Source organism: Pseudoalteromonas luteoviolacea H33-S, from assembly GCF_001625695.1.
Lineage (GTDB): Bacteria > Pseudomonadota > Gammaproteobacteria > Enterobacterales > Alteromonadaceae > Pseudoalteromonas > Pseudoalteromonas luteoviolacea_B.
In genome coordinates this window covers 62109-77805 of record NZ_AUXY01000024.1, presented here as the reverse complement: position 1 = coordinate 77805, position 15697 = coordinate 62109, and the positions used below count along the sequence as shown (strand labels likewise).

Below are 15697 nucleotides of genomic sequence, written 5' to 3'. Positions count from 1 at the left end.
AAAAACTCGTATGGTGAGAGTCTAAATAACCAGTCCTAGTGACACAGATTGTGTCCCCTTCGTCTAGAGGCCTAGGACACCGCCCTTTCACGGCGGTAACAGGGGTTCGAATCCCCTAGGGGACGCCACTTTCTATGTTATCCTTCAGCTATTCTTGCTAAATTTATTCTCTTTGCTAACTTTAAATTTATTATTGCAGTGCGCAATTGGCTCTCGTGCTTAATGACTTTGATTGGTATTGTGTATTATCCTTTCGTTTCATGTTCAATTAAGATTTGGTTGATGAGTAAATTTAAACTTTCAATTATCTCCACAAGCTTGATTTAGAACAATTTTTAGTCATTTTTGTCATGCTCGCATTAGCGTAATCACTTACTATTGCTTTTTAATCTAGAGTGAGTTGCTATGGCTAAAGGAAGATCAACGGTAACCAACCGCGAATACGACTATCCCAGTTCTTATAATTTGCTATCTACAACCAACACCAAAGGGCAAATTAAATATGCTAATCGCCAGTTTTGTGAAGTGGCTGGCTTTGAACTACATGAATTAGAAGGCAAACCACACAATATTGTGCGCCACCCAAGCATGCCAAAACCCGCCTTCCAAAATTTATGGAATTATATTGAGTCAGGTAAGCCTTGGATGGGCATGGTAAAAAACCGCTGTAAAAATGGCGACCATTATTGGGTCAACGCTTATGTGACACCGATTACGAATAGTAGCGGCCAAACTGTCGAATACCAATCGGTTAGAACAAAACCAGATCGTGCAGTGGTCAATCGAGCAGAAAAAATCTATCAAAAGCTCAATGATGGCGTATCGGTAGACAGCTTTACGAGGGCTTCTATGTCGTTGTCTGCGCAGATGATGTTGATTATTGGTGTATTTTACATACTAAGCATGATTTTTGCGTCGCTGCCATCGCCGTGGTCCTATATCTTAGAAACCATTCTGGTTGTTGTTGCTTTAGTTTTGACCTATCAGCGTTTATCCCCAGTAAGGGAGTTAAGTCAAAAAGCACGAAAGGTCTATGACAACCCTCTGATGCAAAAGATTTATATTAACAAGGTCAATGATATTGCAGCGATCGAGCTGGCGTTACTAGCGAGAGAATCAGAGTTACGCGCGGTACTTGGTAGAGTAAAAGATGCCAGTGATACGGTGCGAGGTCATGCTAAAGAAACCGTTGATGAATGTGATAAAAGTGCTCAACTGCTTAATAATCAACAAGCTCAGACAGGGTCGCTTGCAACTGCGATAAATCAAATGACGGCGACAATCCAAGAAATTGCATCGAACACCAACAATGCCGCATCGCAGTCAGAAGCTGCGCTCAAGTCTGTGAAAGAGGGAAGTTTGGCGGTTAATGAAAATATGGAAAATAACTACACTTTGTCGGAAGAGTTGACACAAACCCAATCTGATATTGAAGATCTCAATGCGCAAACGGTCAATATTGGCGGAGTTGTGGATGTGATCCGTGGGATCTCTGAACAAACGAATTTGCTGGCGTTAAATGCGGCCATTGAGGCTGCACGTGCAGGAGAACAAGGTCGAGGTTTTGCTGTTGTGGCTGATGAGGTCAGGGCGTTGGCACAGCGTACTCAAGATTCGACCAAGGAAATCGATGATATTGTCGCGAACCTAAGGCAACGTGCAGAGCGAGCAGTGCAAGCAATACAAAATGGGGTTGATAAGTCAGGCCAATGCGTGGAAAAAGCAGAGGGCACGAAAGCTTCTTTAGACAGCATCAACTCAATAGTAAATGATATCTCCAGCTTGAATTATCAAATCGCAACTTCAACGGAAGAAATGTCGGGAGTCAGTAACGAGCTCAATAATAATGCAGTGACGATTTCGCAGTTGGCGACTGATTCATTGCAAAGCTCTGATAGGTCGCTAGAAACCATGGCAAACACTCAAAAAGCCCTAGCTGATCAAAAATCGTTAGTGGATCAGTTTATCGCTAAATTTCAAAATTAATTATGACGAATGTGGCATGCCACTACATGCCACACTTTTTGTCAGGTTATCTAAATAAAAATAGCCAGTTTATTCAATTAATTTATCTCTATTTCTCATAAGATTTTCAGTAGCCGCAATTAAGCGGATAGTTTTGTTGAATTTACAGAGGTATATTATGAATAAAGTACTAAAAATGGCCTATGAAAGGGAAATGTTTACTGCACAAACTTTGTATCTGCAAGGCGATTTTATTACTTGTTTTAAGTCTCTTGAAAGAGCGCATATTCTTGGTCAGCAGTCTGCACTCAGACATACCAAAAGCCATTGGTGGATGTTAAAGGTAGGAATTAAACTGGCGGATACAAAAGAAGTATCGGCACAAATATTAAGAGTGTTTGCAGCGATTATTTTCTCACGCCTTTGGGTGCCTAAAGGCAATACGGGGGGGGCCAATGTCAGTGCATTTAAGCCTATGCCCATACCGAATGATCTTAAAGTATTTTTTAATGAATAAAGAGAAAATTTAATTAGGGTTAATCCTAAAAGCACATCTACCAACGACAAAGAGAGTGACAAAGTTTTGCAGCAAAACGTCTGGATAAAGACTGGGTATATATTACTCCATGGCGCTAGCATAGATGCGAATGAACACCAGCATGTCGCCATGCAAGTTGTTTGGCCAGATAAAGACAGCACTTGCATTCTAGCTGGTAAGACACTTCATAATGCAGTGATCATTGACTCAAATACGCCACACTGCTTGAAAATGGAAAGCGGGTGGGTGTTATTAGTTGAGCCACATAGCGTATTAGGAGCGTGCTTAAAGGAACAATTAAGTGGCCAGCCCCTGAAGATGTTCTGTGTCTCGACAACTCCAAAGTGGCCCCAGACTCACAGTGATGCGAGCACTATTTTTTTCAAAGCACTCACTGAGTTAATACCAAGGGGAGGGATGTTAGATAGTCAGCAAAATACAATTCCGGATCCTCGGATAAGTCGTTTGTTGGCTGAATTGAACTCGTGTTTTCGTGAAGAGTGCATAAAACCGCGGCAATGGCGTGCAAAAGAGGCTGCGCAAAAATATCATTTATCAGAAAGTCGGTTTTTACACCTTTTCTCTGATCAAGTCGGAATTGCTTGGCGGCCTTATTTGTTATGGAGAAGAATGTTATGTGCCTTGCTGACAATGCAAAAAGGCGCGAGTGCAACTGAAGCCGCTTTTAGTGCAGGGTTTTCTGATAGTGCCCATTTGAGTCGTACTTTTAAAAATACATTTGGCATGACAATTAGACAGGCTATCAGTTTGTTTAAGTAACAGGTGTAATAAGTTAAAGCACGTAGTATATATCTTAGCCCTTCAAGTACACTGCTTAGGTGAAAATTTCCTTTTAATACTACAGTAAAGTTTTTCGAGAACTCAAATCGTTATTAACAGATTAAAAAGTATAGATATAATCAAAACCAGTAACAAGTGATTATTTTTTGTAACATTTCAAGGGTATCTATAACGTTGCGCTTATGCCAATTTATCCAACACTGTGAAGTATGAAATTTAACCGTTCGCTTGTATATGATTATCTGTTTGAACGGTTATGAAAGCATGCACATGAATACAAAAGGAGGCGTAATGCTTACGGTGCATATTATAGCTGGTTCGTTTTTACTGTTGTTTGGGATTGGCGCTTTGAGCTTTGCAAAAGGAAAGCTTCGGCATAGATGGTCAGGTAACCTATTTTTCCTGGCTATGTTAATAATGACAGGGACTGCTGCTTTTTTTAATGGCGGCGCAACCATGTCGCTGATGACATTTTATTATGGTGCGACTGCTTGGGCGATTGTGCTCAGAAAAGAGCAAACAACCGGTATTTTTGAAATATTGGCTATGTGCTTAATACTCTATGTCAGCATATCATTATTTTATTTTGTATATACCGCAGTTGACTTGGATCCGACCTTCAAAGCTATTTTCACTATTCATGCCTCTGTGGCCTTATTGGCAGCAGGTATGGATCTTAGGATGATCCTAAAAGGTGGCCTTTCGGGCAAGCATCGTATCGCTAGGCACACGTGGCGGTCGTGTTTTGCTATGTTGGGGGCTGTGATGTCGTTTTCAGCAAATACATCAGATAGATGGCCTGATTTTATTAACAGTAATGCGTTAATTTATCTGATGATAGGCGTACTATTTTACTGGGTAATTAGAGTGCTATTCACTGGTTGGTCAAAACGGTTAAACCGTATTATTGGTGACAGCTTACTCCTCAAGTGGTTGCCAGTATTTAAGCGAGATATTAAAGAGTAACAGTGCGCTATTTTATATGAATTATGATGGGTGAGCGCGCGCCCATCACAGAGCCCCTAAAAATGACAATGGAAGAACCTTTATATTATGACTATTTAAACCGCTCCAGATTACATAGGTTTATGAGGTCAAATGCTGTTTACGGTATTGCCCAGGAGTGCAGCCTGTAAACTCTTTAAAGGCACGACTAAATGGAGCAGCAGATGCAAAGCCACTTTCAATGCCAACGACAAGCACTGGCCAATCGCGTTTATCAGGTGCGCTTAATATTGATTTTGCGTACTCGATACGCATTTGGTTCACATAGTGATTAAAGTTCTTCGCATCGAAGCAGTCGAGCATAATAGCGCGGATACGATACTCGGGCAGGTCTAGCTCACGAGCAATATCGGCAACACGTAAATTTGCATCCAAAAAGCGCTGTTCTTCAATCAGCAGGTGTTGAATTTTCTGAGCGAGTAGGCGCTCACTTTGGATAGGGCGCTCCTTTTTCTCGGTCTGTTGCATGAACTGTTGTTGACGAAATTGTATCAACCAATGTGTACTGATAAAGATTAACGTATATGCGAACACGACCAGCCATTCTCTTCCTTCGCCCATCGCTAATTCTTTGGGCAGAGCGACAGCAATCAACATAACACTGATAATGCTCACCAAGAATGAAGACAGGTAGATCATCGTGATTTTACGCTGAATCATAGTTGCGCTTTGCAATACTCGATAGCCCTCCCAAAACGCAAGAATGAGTATTCCTGATGATAATATTGCAATTGCTTCGGATAACACGGTTATCGAAGTTGATAGCCAATCGCTTTGGAGCTGCCACATCTTTTCTATAAATTGGAATAGGTGCCTTGATATCAGGCATATTCCTAGTACACCTGCAAACAGGAGGTGATGGTGATTAATGGGATTGGTTTTTCGAAAAAATGCACGTGAAAAAAGCCAGTATCCACTGCAGGTAGCAAACCCGAGTATCCCTATCAGGTGATGATAAGGGGCAAAGTAAGTGCTTGTTAGTTGATAGGCAAGATACATCGACGAGGAAGCACAAAACCCTGCAAACGCTAAATGTAAAATGTGCTTTTTTCGAAGGCGATAATGAATGAATGCTAATACCAAACTTAGCAAGACGGTAAGTGACTGCACAATTTTTAGTGGATCCAATTTTGATTCCCTCCCACTTTTATACCGATTCTACATTAATCTCGTTTCTTTTCGATAATCTTCTGATTTATCCGCTTTTATTAGTATCGATTTTGAAATTCGATGCGCATTAAAGCTTTCATATTGGCAGTATTGACGTGAAATTTAGAAGACAAGGTACGGTTATGAAAAATAAATCTGTCATTGATAACGAAAGTGTTTGTGAGAAAAACAAGTCAGCTAACGAGTACGACTCAATACAAAATTGTGCACCAACAGTCGCATTGTGGAAAACATGGGGGCTTAGGCTTATATTTACTGCAATGGTGATTGTTCTGGGCTCTAAGCAGTTAAATTATATCTTAGAAGGCGCCTCTGAATGGGATCGCTGGAGAGGTCTTGGGCATTCAATGTTGTTTGCGCTGGCTTTATTTGCAATAGGCGGTGTTTTTCGTCCTTTAACTTTTTTGCCTATTATGCTCTATGAAATCGTTTGGAAACTGGTTTGGCTGACTGTCGTTGCATTGCCTCCATTTCTGGCAGGTCAAGATGTGCCAAACATTGTAAACGCCAAAGCATCGATAATTGGCATTGCTGTATTAATGGTTCTGATCCCGTGGCGTTATGTTTGGTGGCAGTATTTTACTCAACCGATTGAACCATGGAGACGAAAGAAAGCGGATGGGAATAAATAAGCTGTAATTTTGATGAAGGCTGCTAGCCATGAATTGTTAGCAGCTTTACATTAGCAAAGCGTTTGCTTTCAATATAAAAGTATTTAAAGCAGCAGGTTATCTTTTATTGAATAACCAGTTTAGCGCAAAGAGCAGCCTGTCCAAGACAGGTTTGAACTTTAAATTGCCAATTTATACGTCTGTTTTTTCTTTAAATTCGCACAAATCTTCAATAATACAGCTGCCGCATTTTGGTTTACGCGCAGTACATACATAGCGACCATGCAAAATAAGCCAATGGTGCACATCCACTTTAAAGTCTTTTGGCACGACTTTTTCTAGTTTTTCTTCTACTGCGACAACATCTTTACCCATAGCAAATTTAGTGCGGTTAGATACTCTAAAAATATGGGTATCGACTGCAATGGTCGGCCAACCAAATGCGCAATTTAATACAACGTTTGCGGTTTTTCGACCAACTCCAGGTAAGGCTTCTAACGCTTTACGGTCTTGGGGTACTTCTGAGCCATGCTTTTCGATTAAAATTTGGCACAGTTTAAACACATTGTTAGCTTTTGAATTATATAAGCCAATGGTTTTTATGTACTCCTTTAAGCCTTCAACACCTAAATCTACAATTGCTTCTGGCGTATTGGCGACGGGAAACAACTTGCGAGTTGCCTTGTTAACGCCCACATCTGTCGCCTGTGCTGACAAGGTGACTGCAACCAATAATTCAAACGGTGTGGTGTACTCCAAGTCGGACTCAGGGTTTGGATTGTCTTCTCGCAGTCGAGTTAAAATCTCTAAACGTTTTGCTTTATTCATGACGGTTTTTAAGTAGTTAGCTAAGAGGGGCTAAGTGTGATTGCATCTTATTTGCCCCTGCAATCACACTTAGGGTTTACGCAGTCTAAGTGACGGCTTAGGCTGCGTTTAATTGTATTAAGTTAGGCTAGTAACCCTTGCTCTTTCTGCTTTTTCAGCTGGTGCTGCTGGTTGAGCTTGTGCTTTTTGGCGCTCATCAAAGTAGTTTTTAGCAGCAATGATAAGGCCCAACCCCAAGAAAGCGCCAGGAGGTAAAATAGCCACTAGGAATTGGCTATCAAAGCTCAGTACTTCAATTCGCAATGCCGTGGCCCAGTCTCCAAGTAATAGCTCTGCACCATCAAATAAGGTGCCTTGCCCGATAAGTTCACGCATTGCGCCTAAGATGACCAACACGGCAGCAAAACCCAGACCCATCATCACACCATCCCACGCTGACAATATTGGGGTGTTTTTTGATGCATAAGCTTCTGCTCGGCCAATGATGGCGCAGTTGGTCACAATCAAGGGAATGAAGATCCCCAGAGATTGATAGAGTCCAAACGTGTATGCATTCATTAGTAGCTGAATGATGGTGACAAACGCAGCAATGATCATCACAAATACTGGGATACGAATATCTTTGGGTACCCAATTTCTGACGATAGACACGGTGACGTTAGAGCCAACTAATACAAGCAAGGTTGCGATCCCAAGGCCTAAGGCATTGGTAACAGTGCTGGTGACAGCAAGCAGGGGACATAAGCCAAGCAGCTGTACCAAGGCGGCATTGTTTTTCCAAAGTCCCTCATGGGCTAGTGTTTTGTACTCGCTCATAACTGCTCCTCTTGGCAAACATTGCTTTGTGCAAATAGGCTATCAAAGTTTTGATGGGCAAACCAAGTAGCCGCATTCACAGAGTGGACAACCGCTCTAGGTGTGATGGTTGCCCCAGTAAATTGATCGAACACACCGCCTTCTTTTTTAACATTAAAGGCTTGGTCTTCTGCTGATTGTACTGTCATACCTGCAAAAGAGTGTACCCAGTCTGACTTTTTAACTTCAACTTTATCACCCAAGCCAGGGGTTTCTTTATGCTGAGTAATACGCACGCCAGCAATTTCTGCATTGGCGTATACAGCAGTTAACATGTCGATATTACCGCTATAACCTTCAGGGGTAATATGCTGCACTAATAAAGCGACAGGCTGACCATTTTGCTTAGCACGATAGATTCGATGCGGTCCATTAGGACCAAGCTCTGGTGCATCGCTTTCGATGCAATCTAAATAGAGTTCATTATTGTATTTGTCAGCGGGCAGTACCTGCGTCAAAGTGCGCATTAGATGTTTCTTTTCTTGCGCTTCGATACGAGGTGCTGTGAGCTGTTGAACGAGCGCAACACTGCCTGTTGTGGCAAGGGCAAAGGCGGTGAGGATCGCGCCATTTTTTTTCATTGATGCGAGGATCATTTCTTTGCTCCATGTCCATAAGTACGTGGCTGGGTGTAATGGTCTATCAAAGGTACTGCCATATTCAGTAGCAGTACCGAAAATGCCACGGCATCTGGGTATCCGCCAAATTGTCTGATCAGATAGACTAGCAGGCCAATAAGGGCACCATAGATAAGTCTGCCTTTATTTGTGGTCGATGCTGAGACAGGATCCGTTGCAATGAAAAACGCCCCGATCATGGTTGCACCGCTCAGTAAATGGAATGCAACGCCAGCTTGTCCACCTAAAAGATAACCAAATAAGCTGCAAACAGCTAAAGAGGCGATCATGGCGACTGGGATATGCCAGTTTATGACCTTTGCTTTAAGCAAATAAAGTCCACCAAGGAGATAAGCTAAATTCACCCATTGCCAGCCCTCACCAGCAAATCGATTAAATGCGCTATTATCCATAGCTTCTTGCACCGTCAGGCTTTGTCCCATGGCTGTTTTGACGTGATCCAAAGGCGTAGCACCAGTCGCGCCATCAATGACTTGTCTTGCTTGCTCTAGTGATAAGCCTGAATAAGTTGCTTCTGTAAAAATTAATGCGATTTGATCAAATAGGGTGATAGGCGCATTCAGCAGAGATTGAACTGGTAACCATGCAGTCATTTGCACAGGAAATGAAATGAGAAGCAAGACGTATGCTGCCATAGCAGGATTGAATAGGTTAAAACCAAGCCCACCATAAAGCTGTTTTACAATCACAATCGCAAAACATGCACCAATTACGACCACCCACCAAGGCGCCAAGGGGGGCACACTGACGGCAATCAAAACACCTGTGAGCCAAGCGCTTCCATCACTGAGTGTTGGCCATATTGGACGACCTCGCAGTTTCAGCATAGCAGCTTCTGCAAGACTCACCGTCGTGAGTGCCAGTGCCAGTTGAATAAATACGCCGATACCAAAAAAATAGCTTTGCACCAAGATCCCAGGTATACAGGCTAACATCACGCAAATCATGAGTTTGTTAACCGATTTCAGGCTGTGGTTATGGGGCGATGAAGCCATGGTTAATTTCATGACAGATCATTTCCTTCTTGTTCTTGGGCTTTCTTTTTAGCTTTGGCACGCTCAACGGCGGCACGTATGGCGGCTTTGCGCTTGTCTTCTGGGCTGAGAGCTTCAGTCTGTGTGTCTGAACTTGATGACGCATCTTCTGCATCTTCGTTATCAACGACTGGCTCTACCTCTTGCTCAGCTTCTTTGGCTGCTTTTTTTGCTTTAGCACGGGCGATTGCAGCCCCAACAGCAGCTTTACGCGGATCTTCAGGCTCGTCAGCAACGACAGGCTCTTCGTCTTGCTCAGCTTTTTTGGCAGCTTTCTTCGCTTTAGCACGGGCTATTGCAGCAGCAACAGCGGCTTTGCGCGGATCTTCAGGCTCGTCAGCAACGACTGGCTCTTCCGCTTGCTCAGCTTCTTTGGCGGCTTTTTTCGCTTTAGCACGGGCTATTGCAGCAGCAACAGCAGCTTTGCGCGGATCTTCAGGCTCGTCATCAACGACTGGCTCTTCCGCTTGCTCAGCTTCTTTGGCGGCTTTTTTCGCTTTAGCACGGGCTATTGCAGCAGCAACAGCAGCTTTACGCGGATCTTCAGGCTCGTCATCAACGATTGGCTCTTCCACTTGCTCAGCTTCTTTGGCGGCTTTTTTCGCTTTAGCACGGGCTATTGCAGCAGCAACAGCAGCTTTACGCGGATCTTCAGGCTCGTTTTCAACGACTGGCTCTTCCACTTGCTCAGCTTCTTTGGCGGCATTTTTTGCTTTAGCACGCGCTATGGCGGCAGCTACAGCAGCTTTACGTGGATCTGCGGAATCATCTTCAACGACGGCGTCTGATGCTGGTTCATCACCCTTAGCCGCTTTTTTCGCTTTGGCACGAGCAATGGCTGCTGCCACAGCTGCTTTTCTCGGGTCATCCGTTTTCACGTCATCTGCAGCACTTGCGCTGTTTGGCTCAGGATTTTGTTCTGCCTTTTTTGCTTTAGCTCGGGCAATCGCAGCAGCGACAGCAGCTTTACGAGGATCATCTTCTGATCCTTGTTTTGGCTCGTCACCTGACTTTTTCGCTTTGGCGCGCGCAATGGCAGCGGCGACGGCTGCTTTGCGTGGATCTTGCTCTTGCGATTCTACGCTGTCAGCTGCTTGGGCTGCTTTTCTCGCCTTGGCACGTGCAATGGCCGCAGCAACCGCATCTTTTGGTGCACTGCCTTTATCTGAGCCGGCTTTTTCTTCTTTGTACTTCCTAGCTTGCTCTTTTCTTTTTGCTCGCTCTAACGCTACTGCGCTGTTATCAGGCTCAAGCGCCGAGGTGTCGCCTTCAGCCTTTTTCGCTTTAGCACGTTCAATGGCGGCCTGTACCGCAGACTGTTCAGGGCGCTTTTGCTTAACTCGTTCAAGTGCCTCAGACACTTTAGCTTTATCTTTGGCTGGCGCACTACGAGCGGGTCGCTTATGACGGTTTTGTCTTTCTTCTTGTTCTCTTTCAAGGCGAGCTTTACGTGCTTCGAAGCGCTCTTTAGCACGTTCAGCTTTTACTTTTTCAAGTTTTTGTTCACGGATCTCCGCTTTAGCAACACGATAATATTGCACTAACGGGATTTCACTTGGGCAAACATAAGAACAGGCGCCGCACTCAATACAGTCAAATAAATTATACTCTTCGAGCTTGTCGTATTCTTGGCCTTTAGCAAACCATTGCAGCTGTTGCGGCAGTAAGGTTTGTGGACAGGCATCAGCGCAGGCACTGCAACGAATACAAGCTTGTTCTTGCCCAGCGACAGCCAGTTCTTGATTATCAGGCGCTAAAATGCAGTTTGTTGTTTTGACGACTGGGATCCTCACTGTGGGCAGCGTGAAGCCCATCATAGGACCGCCCATGATCACACGCTGATCTTCAACAGGAGTAAACCCTTGGCTATAAACGAGGTGCTTGACTTCAGTACCGAGTAAAGCCCACACGTTTTGTGGTTTGTGTATTGTGTTACCGGTTACTGTGACAACTCGTTCTATTAGGGGCTTGCCTTGATAAACGGCTTCGCTGACAGCAAACAGTGTTCCTACGTTTTGCACTAAGACACCAACATCTGCTGGGATTCCGCCGCTGGGAACTTCTTTTGAGGTCAGCACTTTGATCAGTTGCTTTTCACCGCCAGAAGGATATTTAGTTGGAATTGAGCGAACTAATATTTTGCTATTGTGCTTGGCGGCTTGTTGCATCGCAGTAAGCGCTTCTGGTTTGTTGTCTTCTATGCCAACCAGCGCATATTGCGGTGATAAAATAGACATCATCACTTCCATACCGCGGATAATGTCTTGGGCACGCTCTCTCATGAGCATGTCGTCAGCTGTGATATAAGGTTCACATTCAACACCATTGACGACTAAATATTCGATGGTTTTTGCACTATCGGCTTTGACATAGGTCGGGAAGCCTGCACCGCCCATACCTGCAATACCGGCATGATGAATAATGTCAATAAGTGCTTTGTTATCTAATCCATCAAGGGATGAACGAGTCTCTAATTCGCACCAAGTATCATCGCCATCTGGTGTTAAGACGATGCTTAATTCTGGCATCGCAGATGGATGCGCTGAAGGCATTGGCTTGATATCAGTAATAGTGCCTGAAGTCGGCGCATGAATTGGCAGCGACCAGTTTGTACCAGGTTGCGTTAATACTTGTCCTTTTAAAACATGATCGCCTTTATTCACAAGGAGCTGACCATTTGCGCCAATATGCTGTTTTAATGGTAAGACTAAATATTCTGGCAGGGGAAGTGAGCCAATAGCAGCCTGATTTGACAAAAACTTTTGCTCTGGCGGGTGAATGCCACCAGGAAATTGCCACAGTTTGCCGCTTTCAATTTGTTCAAGTAATGTTTCCACTTAAACCTCTCAATCTAATTGTTTCACTGGAATAGCATCAATTTGCCACTTCCAAGATTGTTTTGTTTCAGCGACTGGGATCATATCTATACAGTCAACAGGGCAAGGTTCTACACATAGGTCACAGCCAGTGCATTCATCTGCAATGACAGTGTGCATTTGACGTGTCGCGCCAACAATGGCATCGACAGGGCAGGCCTGGATACATTTAGTGCAACCAATACATTCATCTTCTCGGATATAGGCTACTTTTTTGATGGGTTCAGCTTCTTCCCCACCGGCAAGAGGCTTGGCTTCAACCCCCATTAGATCTGCAAGCTTTTTAACCGTGGCTTCGCCGCCAGGAGGACATTTATTTACTTCATCGCCATTGGCAATGGCTTCTGCATAGGGGCGACAACCAGGGTAGCCACATTGACCACATTGCGTTTGTGGAAGAATAGCATCCACCTGATCAACAATAGGATTACTTTCAACACGATATTTAATGGCTGCGTAGCCTAAGATCAAACCGAATACGAGTGCCAGGGCACCGATCGCTATCAAAGCATACAGTAATGTCATATTACAACTTCACCAATCCAGAGAAACCCATAAATGCAAGCGACATTAGGCCTGCGGTGATCATGGCAATAGAAGCGCCTTTAAATGGGGTAGGGACGTCAGCTACCGCTAAGCGCTCTCGAAGCGCAGCAAATAATACTAACACCATAGAAAAGCCCACTGCTGCACCAAAACCATATACGGCTGAGCTGATGAAAGTGTGCTCTTTGGTGATATTTAATAATGCGACACCGAGTACAGCACAGTTAGTGGTGATCAATGGCAAGAAAATACCGAGTAGACGATATAAAGTCGGGCTGGTTTTTCTCACCACCATCTCGGTAAACTGCACAACAACAGCAATAACGAGGATAAAGCTCATAGTGCGCAGGAAAGTCAGCTCTAATGGCAGTAATATATACTGATTAACCAAATAACTGGTGACAGAAGCGAGTGTTAAAACAAAGGTGGTGGCCAGTGACATTCCGATAGCAGTTTCAAGCTTGCTTGAAACTCCCATAAACGGACAAAGTCCGAGGAATTGCACCAACACAAAGTTGTTTACCAGCACTGTGCCGATAAGCAACAACATATACTCTGTCATTCATGCCCCTTAACTATCTATCTTCGTTTCGCAACGTGTCATAAGACTGGAAATTCTAACAATTTTCCACGCTGAGATCACAACATTTAGCAGACTTTATTTGCATTTAAATCAAAAATTGGTAGGGAATGTTGACAATTATAGGAGGGATATAAAACCCCTCCAAATTACAGGGATTTAGACTTCTTTTGGCTTTTCTATGTAGTAGCCTTGTACGCCATCCAAACAAAGCGTTTCGACGATGTGCTTTTCTTCTTGGCTTTCAACACCTTCAGCGAATACGCTGACACCGATACGGTGTGCTAAATCAACCATCAAGCGCATGAAGTACTGGTTGTTTTTATCTTCTTCTAAGCCTCGAGTGTAACTTGCATCCATTTTTATGAAGTCGGGTTTTAGATCTCTAAAAAACTTAAACGAGGTTAAACCCACACCAAAACGCTCAACGGTAATACGAGCGCCAACACGATGCACCATATCAATAAATCGCTTACTGGCTTTAATATTTTGTTGCAAGCCGAACTCACTGACTTCGAATATTAGCTTGGAAGCAAGGTTGCCGTCTTTTAATAAGCGCCTTTCAAGCCAAATGACAAATTGATCGCTATGCGCGCTGGATGCCGTGACATTAATACCAAAAAACTTCTCATTGAAGTTTCTGGTTTTAATTAGCTCCAGAGAGCTGTCAATAATTAGCTGGTCAATTTCAATGGCCATCTCAAGCTTTTCAGCCATCGCCAAAAATGAAGCCGTTGGCAACATTTGGTTATCTTCAGTTTTAAAGCGAGATTGGATCTCAGCATATGCTTTGACATTTTTACCAATTGGCATGATGTTTTGCATCATCAAGTTCACTCGGCGGCTGTCGATAACTTCTCGAATAACACGGCGCCAGTTTTGGTTACCAAACCCAGCACCAACATTATTGACGATGTCACTTTCTCGCTGTAAATGCCAAGCATTGGCTTGTTTGCTTTGCGCCATACTCATTGCATTATCAACGACGGATAATAACTCACCTAATGGCTTGCCTGACTCGTAAGAAACAATACCGGCATTAGCAACGGATGAGAGTTCTTGATTTTGCTGATATTGGGTAAATCTGGCTTGTAGCGTTTCACCAAATTGTTCCGCCTCTTTTGAGGGAACATTGGGTAAAATGACAGCAAAGTCGGAGCTATTTAACCTAAATACTTGGCTTCCAGTGTAAGTACCGCTGACATGCTTGACGATATCAGATACGGCACGGATATATTCATCGCCCTTTTGGTAGCCTCGTGTTTGGTTGATCATTTGCAATTCACTACATCTGATCATGGCAAGTGTGCCAAAGCTTTTATTATTCGCTTGTTCAATTTGATGTTCGTAATATTCTACAAACATATTACGGTTTCCAAGCCCGGTTACCACATCTTTATATGCTTCTTGTTTGATTGAGTGTGCGGCTGATTTGATGTCTTCCTGCTTACTCTTTAAAAAGTGCGCTAAGCGGTTAAATGAAGGGGCAAGTTCAGCGCCTAATTCAGTGACTTTACCTGTATTAAAGTCTTCTTCAATGCTTTCTGTAACTTGGTTTTGCGTAATGTATACATCAACGGCGTTAGCTACCGTCATACTGACATTGCGGTTTAGCTTCTTATATATGGTTTGCATATAAAATATTGGAATAAATGCAACTAAACCAGAGATGATGAGCATCAACAGGAGAGACTGTTGCAATAGCGATGCTTGGCTTTGCGCATTAATCACAAATTCTATTTTAATGTCTTTGGTTTTATTAACTGCAAATTGCGGACGGATAGAGTTAAAACTACTCGCAATAATATCCGCTAAAAAGGGCAGTTGAGCAGGAGTGCCTAATTGCAGTACAGCTTGGCCAGAAAAATCTCTTACTATAAAAGTAGAAAATACGTTGCCGTTGCTGAGTGACAAACGTATATGATCCGGGTTCATATCATTGACGGTTTTTTCTTGAATGTAGTTACTGACCATTTGTTGTGCACTTACTTGTGCACGGCTCACGGCGCTATCGAAGCTTGAAGCAACAAAAAAGATGCCAGCCGCTGAAAAAAGTAACCAAGATACGAATTGTAAAAAAATGAGTTTTTTAAAGCCTGCCATTATTTATCTTCTGCCTGAAAATGGAAGAAATACCTTTTAGCATTAGTACATGAATATAATGCTGCCAATCACAAATATGGAATACTAGGAATTACAAACACAGAAAATTGCTTGATTCATTTTCCATTATGGTAAGTAGTCCTAATT

General features: G+C 43.3%; 14 protein-coding genes and 1 tRNA gene. 6 read left to right on the top strand and 9 right to left on the bottom strand.

Features of this window, described 5'->3' with window-relative positions:
• Positions 1-52: 52 nt before the first annotated feature.
• The 5 genes from N477_RS01695 (at position 53) to N477_RS01675 (ending at position 4270) form a co-directional block, all read left to right on the top strand.
• Positions 53-128, top strand: a tRNA-Glu gene (locus N477_RS01695).
• Positions 129-405: 277 nt separating this feature from the next.
• A complete protein-coding gene (locus tag N477_RS01690) occupies positions 406-1986 on the top strand; it encodes a PAS domain-containing methyl-accepting chemotaxis protein (RefSeq protein WP_063362241.1) in 1581 nt (526 codons plus the stop codon).
• A gap of 157 nt (positions 1987-2143) precedes the next feature.
• A complete protein-coding gene (locus tag N477_RS01685; protein ID WP_063362242.1) occupies positions 2144-2482 on the top strand; it encodes a DUF3703 domain-containing protein in 339 nt (112 codons plus the stop codon).
• A gap of 66 nt (positions 2483-2548) precedes the next feature.
• Positions 2549-3283 (top strand): helix-turn-helix domain-containing protein, encoded by a 735-nt coding sequence (locus N477_RS01680; protein WP_063362243.1) that lies wholly within the window; start codon positions 2549-2551, stop codon positions 3281-3283.
• Between the two features lie 312 nt (positions 3284-3595).
• Positions 3596-4270, top strand: coding sequence for a hypothetical protein (locus tag N477_RS01675; RefSeq protein WP_063362244.1), 675 nt, complete (start codon positions 3596-3598; stop codon positions 4268-4270).
• A 120-nt stretch (positions 4271-4390) separates the two neighbouring features.
• Here N477_RS01675 and N477_RS01670 read toward each other — a convergent pair whose 3' ends face one another.
• The gene (locus N477_RS01670; RefSeq protein WP_081216484.1) at positions 4391-5437 is read right to left on the bottom strand and encodes a helix-turn-helix domain-containing protein; all 1047 of its coding nucleotides are present in this window, start codon (positions 5435-5437) and stop codon (positions 4391-4393) included.
• 164 nt (positions 5438-5601) lie between these two features.
• Between N477_RS01670 and N477_RS01665 the strand changes: the two genes are divergently transcribed.
• Positions 5602-6111, top strand: coding sequence for a hypothetical protein (locus N477_RS01665; RefSeq protein WP_063362246.1), 510 nt, complete (start codon positions 5602-5604; stop codon positions 6109-6111).
• Between the two features lie 171 nt (positions 6112-6282).
• On the opposite strand, the gene nth is transcribed toward N477_RS01665, so the two are convergent.
• The 8 genes from nth to N477_RS01625 form a co-directional block, all read right to left on the bottom strand.
• Entirely contained in the window at positions 6283-6918 is a 636-nt protein-coding gene (gene nth, locus N477_RS01660) for an endonuclease III (RefSeq protein ID WP_063362247.1), read from the bottom strand.
• 117 nt (positions 6919-7035) lie between these two features.
• Entirely contained in the window at positions 7036-7734 is a 699-nt protein-coding gene (locus tag N477_RS01655) for an electron transport complex subunit E (protein ID WP_063362248.1), read from the bottom strand.
• Entirely contained in the window at positions 7731-8369 is a 639-nt protein-coding gene (gene rsxG / locus N477_RS01650; RefSeq protein WP_063362249.1) for an electron transport complex subunit RsxG, read from the bottom strand. The genes N477_RS01655 and rsxG overlap by 4 nt, the downstream gene beginning before the upstream one ends.
• The gene (gene rsxD / locus N477_RS01645) at positions 8366-9418 is read right to left on the bottom strand and encodes an electron transport complex subunit RsxD (RefSeq protein ID WP_063362250.1); all 1053 of its coding nucleotides are present in this window, start codon (positions 9416-9418) and stop codon (positions 8366-8368) included. Before rsxD ends, rsxG begins: the two co-directional genes overlap by 4 nt.
• Positions 9415-12282 (bottom strand): electron transport complex subunit RsxC, encoded by a 2868-nt coding sequence (rsxC, locus tag N477_RS01640; RefSeq protein WP_063362251.1) that lies wholly within the window; start codon positions 12280-12282, stop codon positions 9415-9417. The genes rsxD and rsxC overlap by 4 nt, the downstream gene beginning before the upstream one ends.
• Before the next feature lie 9 nt (positions 12283-12291).
• On the bottom strand, positions 12292-12846 hold the full coding sequence (rsxB, locus tag N477_RS01635; protein ID WP_039608429.1) for an electron transport complex subunit RsxB: 555 nt from the start codon (positions 12844-12846) through the stop codon (positions 12292-12294).
• 1 nt (position 12847) lies between these two features.
• Positions 12848-13429 (bottom strand): electron transport complex subunit RsxA, encoded by a 582-nt coding sequence (gene rsxA, locus N477_RS01630; protein WP_039608430.1) that lies wholly within the window; start codon positions 13427-13429, stop codon positions 12848-12850.
• A 177-nt stretch (positions 13430-13606) separates the two neighbouring features.
• Positions 13607-15550, bottom strand: coding sequence for an EAL domain-containing protein (locus N477_RS01625; RefSeq protein ID WP_063362252.1), 1944 nt, complete (start codon positions 15548-15550; stop codon positions 13607-13609).
• Positions 15551-15697 lie beyond the last annotated feature (147 nt).

Excerpts from the sequence above, each read along its gene's own strand:
- N477_RS01690 (WP_063362241.1), top strand. The coding sequence starts at position 406 with ATGGCTAAAGGAAGATCAACGGTAACCAACCGCGAATACGACTATCCC.
- N477_RS01685 (WP_063362242.1), top strand. The coding sequence starts at position 2,144 with ATGAATAAAGTACTAAAAATGGCCTATGAAAGGGAAATGTTTACTGCA.
- N477_RS01675 (WP_063362244.1), top strand. The coding sequence starts at position 3,596 with ATGCTTACGGTGCATATTATAGCTGGTTCGTTTTTACTGTTGTTTGGG.
- N477_RS01665 (WP_063362246.1), top strand. The coding sequence starts at position 5,602 with ATGAAAAATAAATCTGTCATTGATAACGAAAGTGTTTGTGAGAAAAAC.
- nth (WP_063362247.1), bottom strand. The coding sequence starts at position 6,918 with ATGAATAAAGCAAAACGTTTAGAGATTTTAACTCGACTGCGAGAAGAC.
- N477_RS01655 (WP_063362248.1), bottom strand. The coding sequence starts at position 7,734 with ATGAGCGAGTACAAAACACTAGCCCATGAGGGACTTTGGAAAAACAAT.
- rsxG (WP_063362249.1), bottom strand. The coding sequence starts at position 8,369 with ATGATCCTCGCATCAATGAAAAAAAATGGCGCGATCCTCACCGCCTTT.
- rsxD (WP_063362250.1), bottom strand. The coding sequence starts at position 9,418 with ATGAAATTAACCATGGCTTCATCGCCCCATAACCACAGCCTGAAATCG.
- rsxB (WP_039608429.1), bottom strand. The coding sequence starts at position 12,846 with ATGACATTACTGTATGCTTTGATAGCGATCGGTGCCCTGGCACTCGTA.
- rsxA (WP_039608430.1), bottom strand. The coding sequence starts at position 13,429 with ATGACAGAGTATATGTTGTTGCTTATCGGCACAGTGCTGGTAAACAAC.
- N477_RS01625 (WP_063362252.1), bottom strand. The coding sequence starts at position 15,550 with ATGGCAGGCTTTAAAAAACTCATTTTTTTACAATTCGTATCTTGGTTA.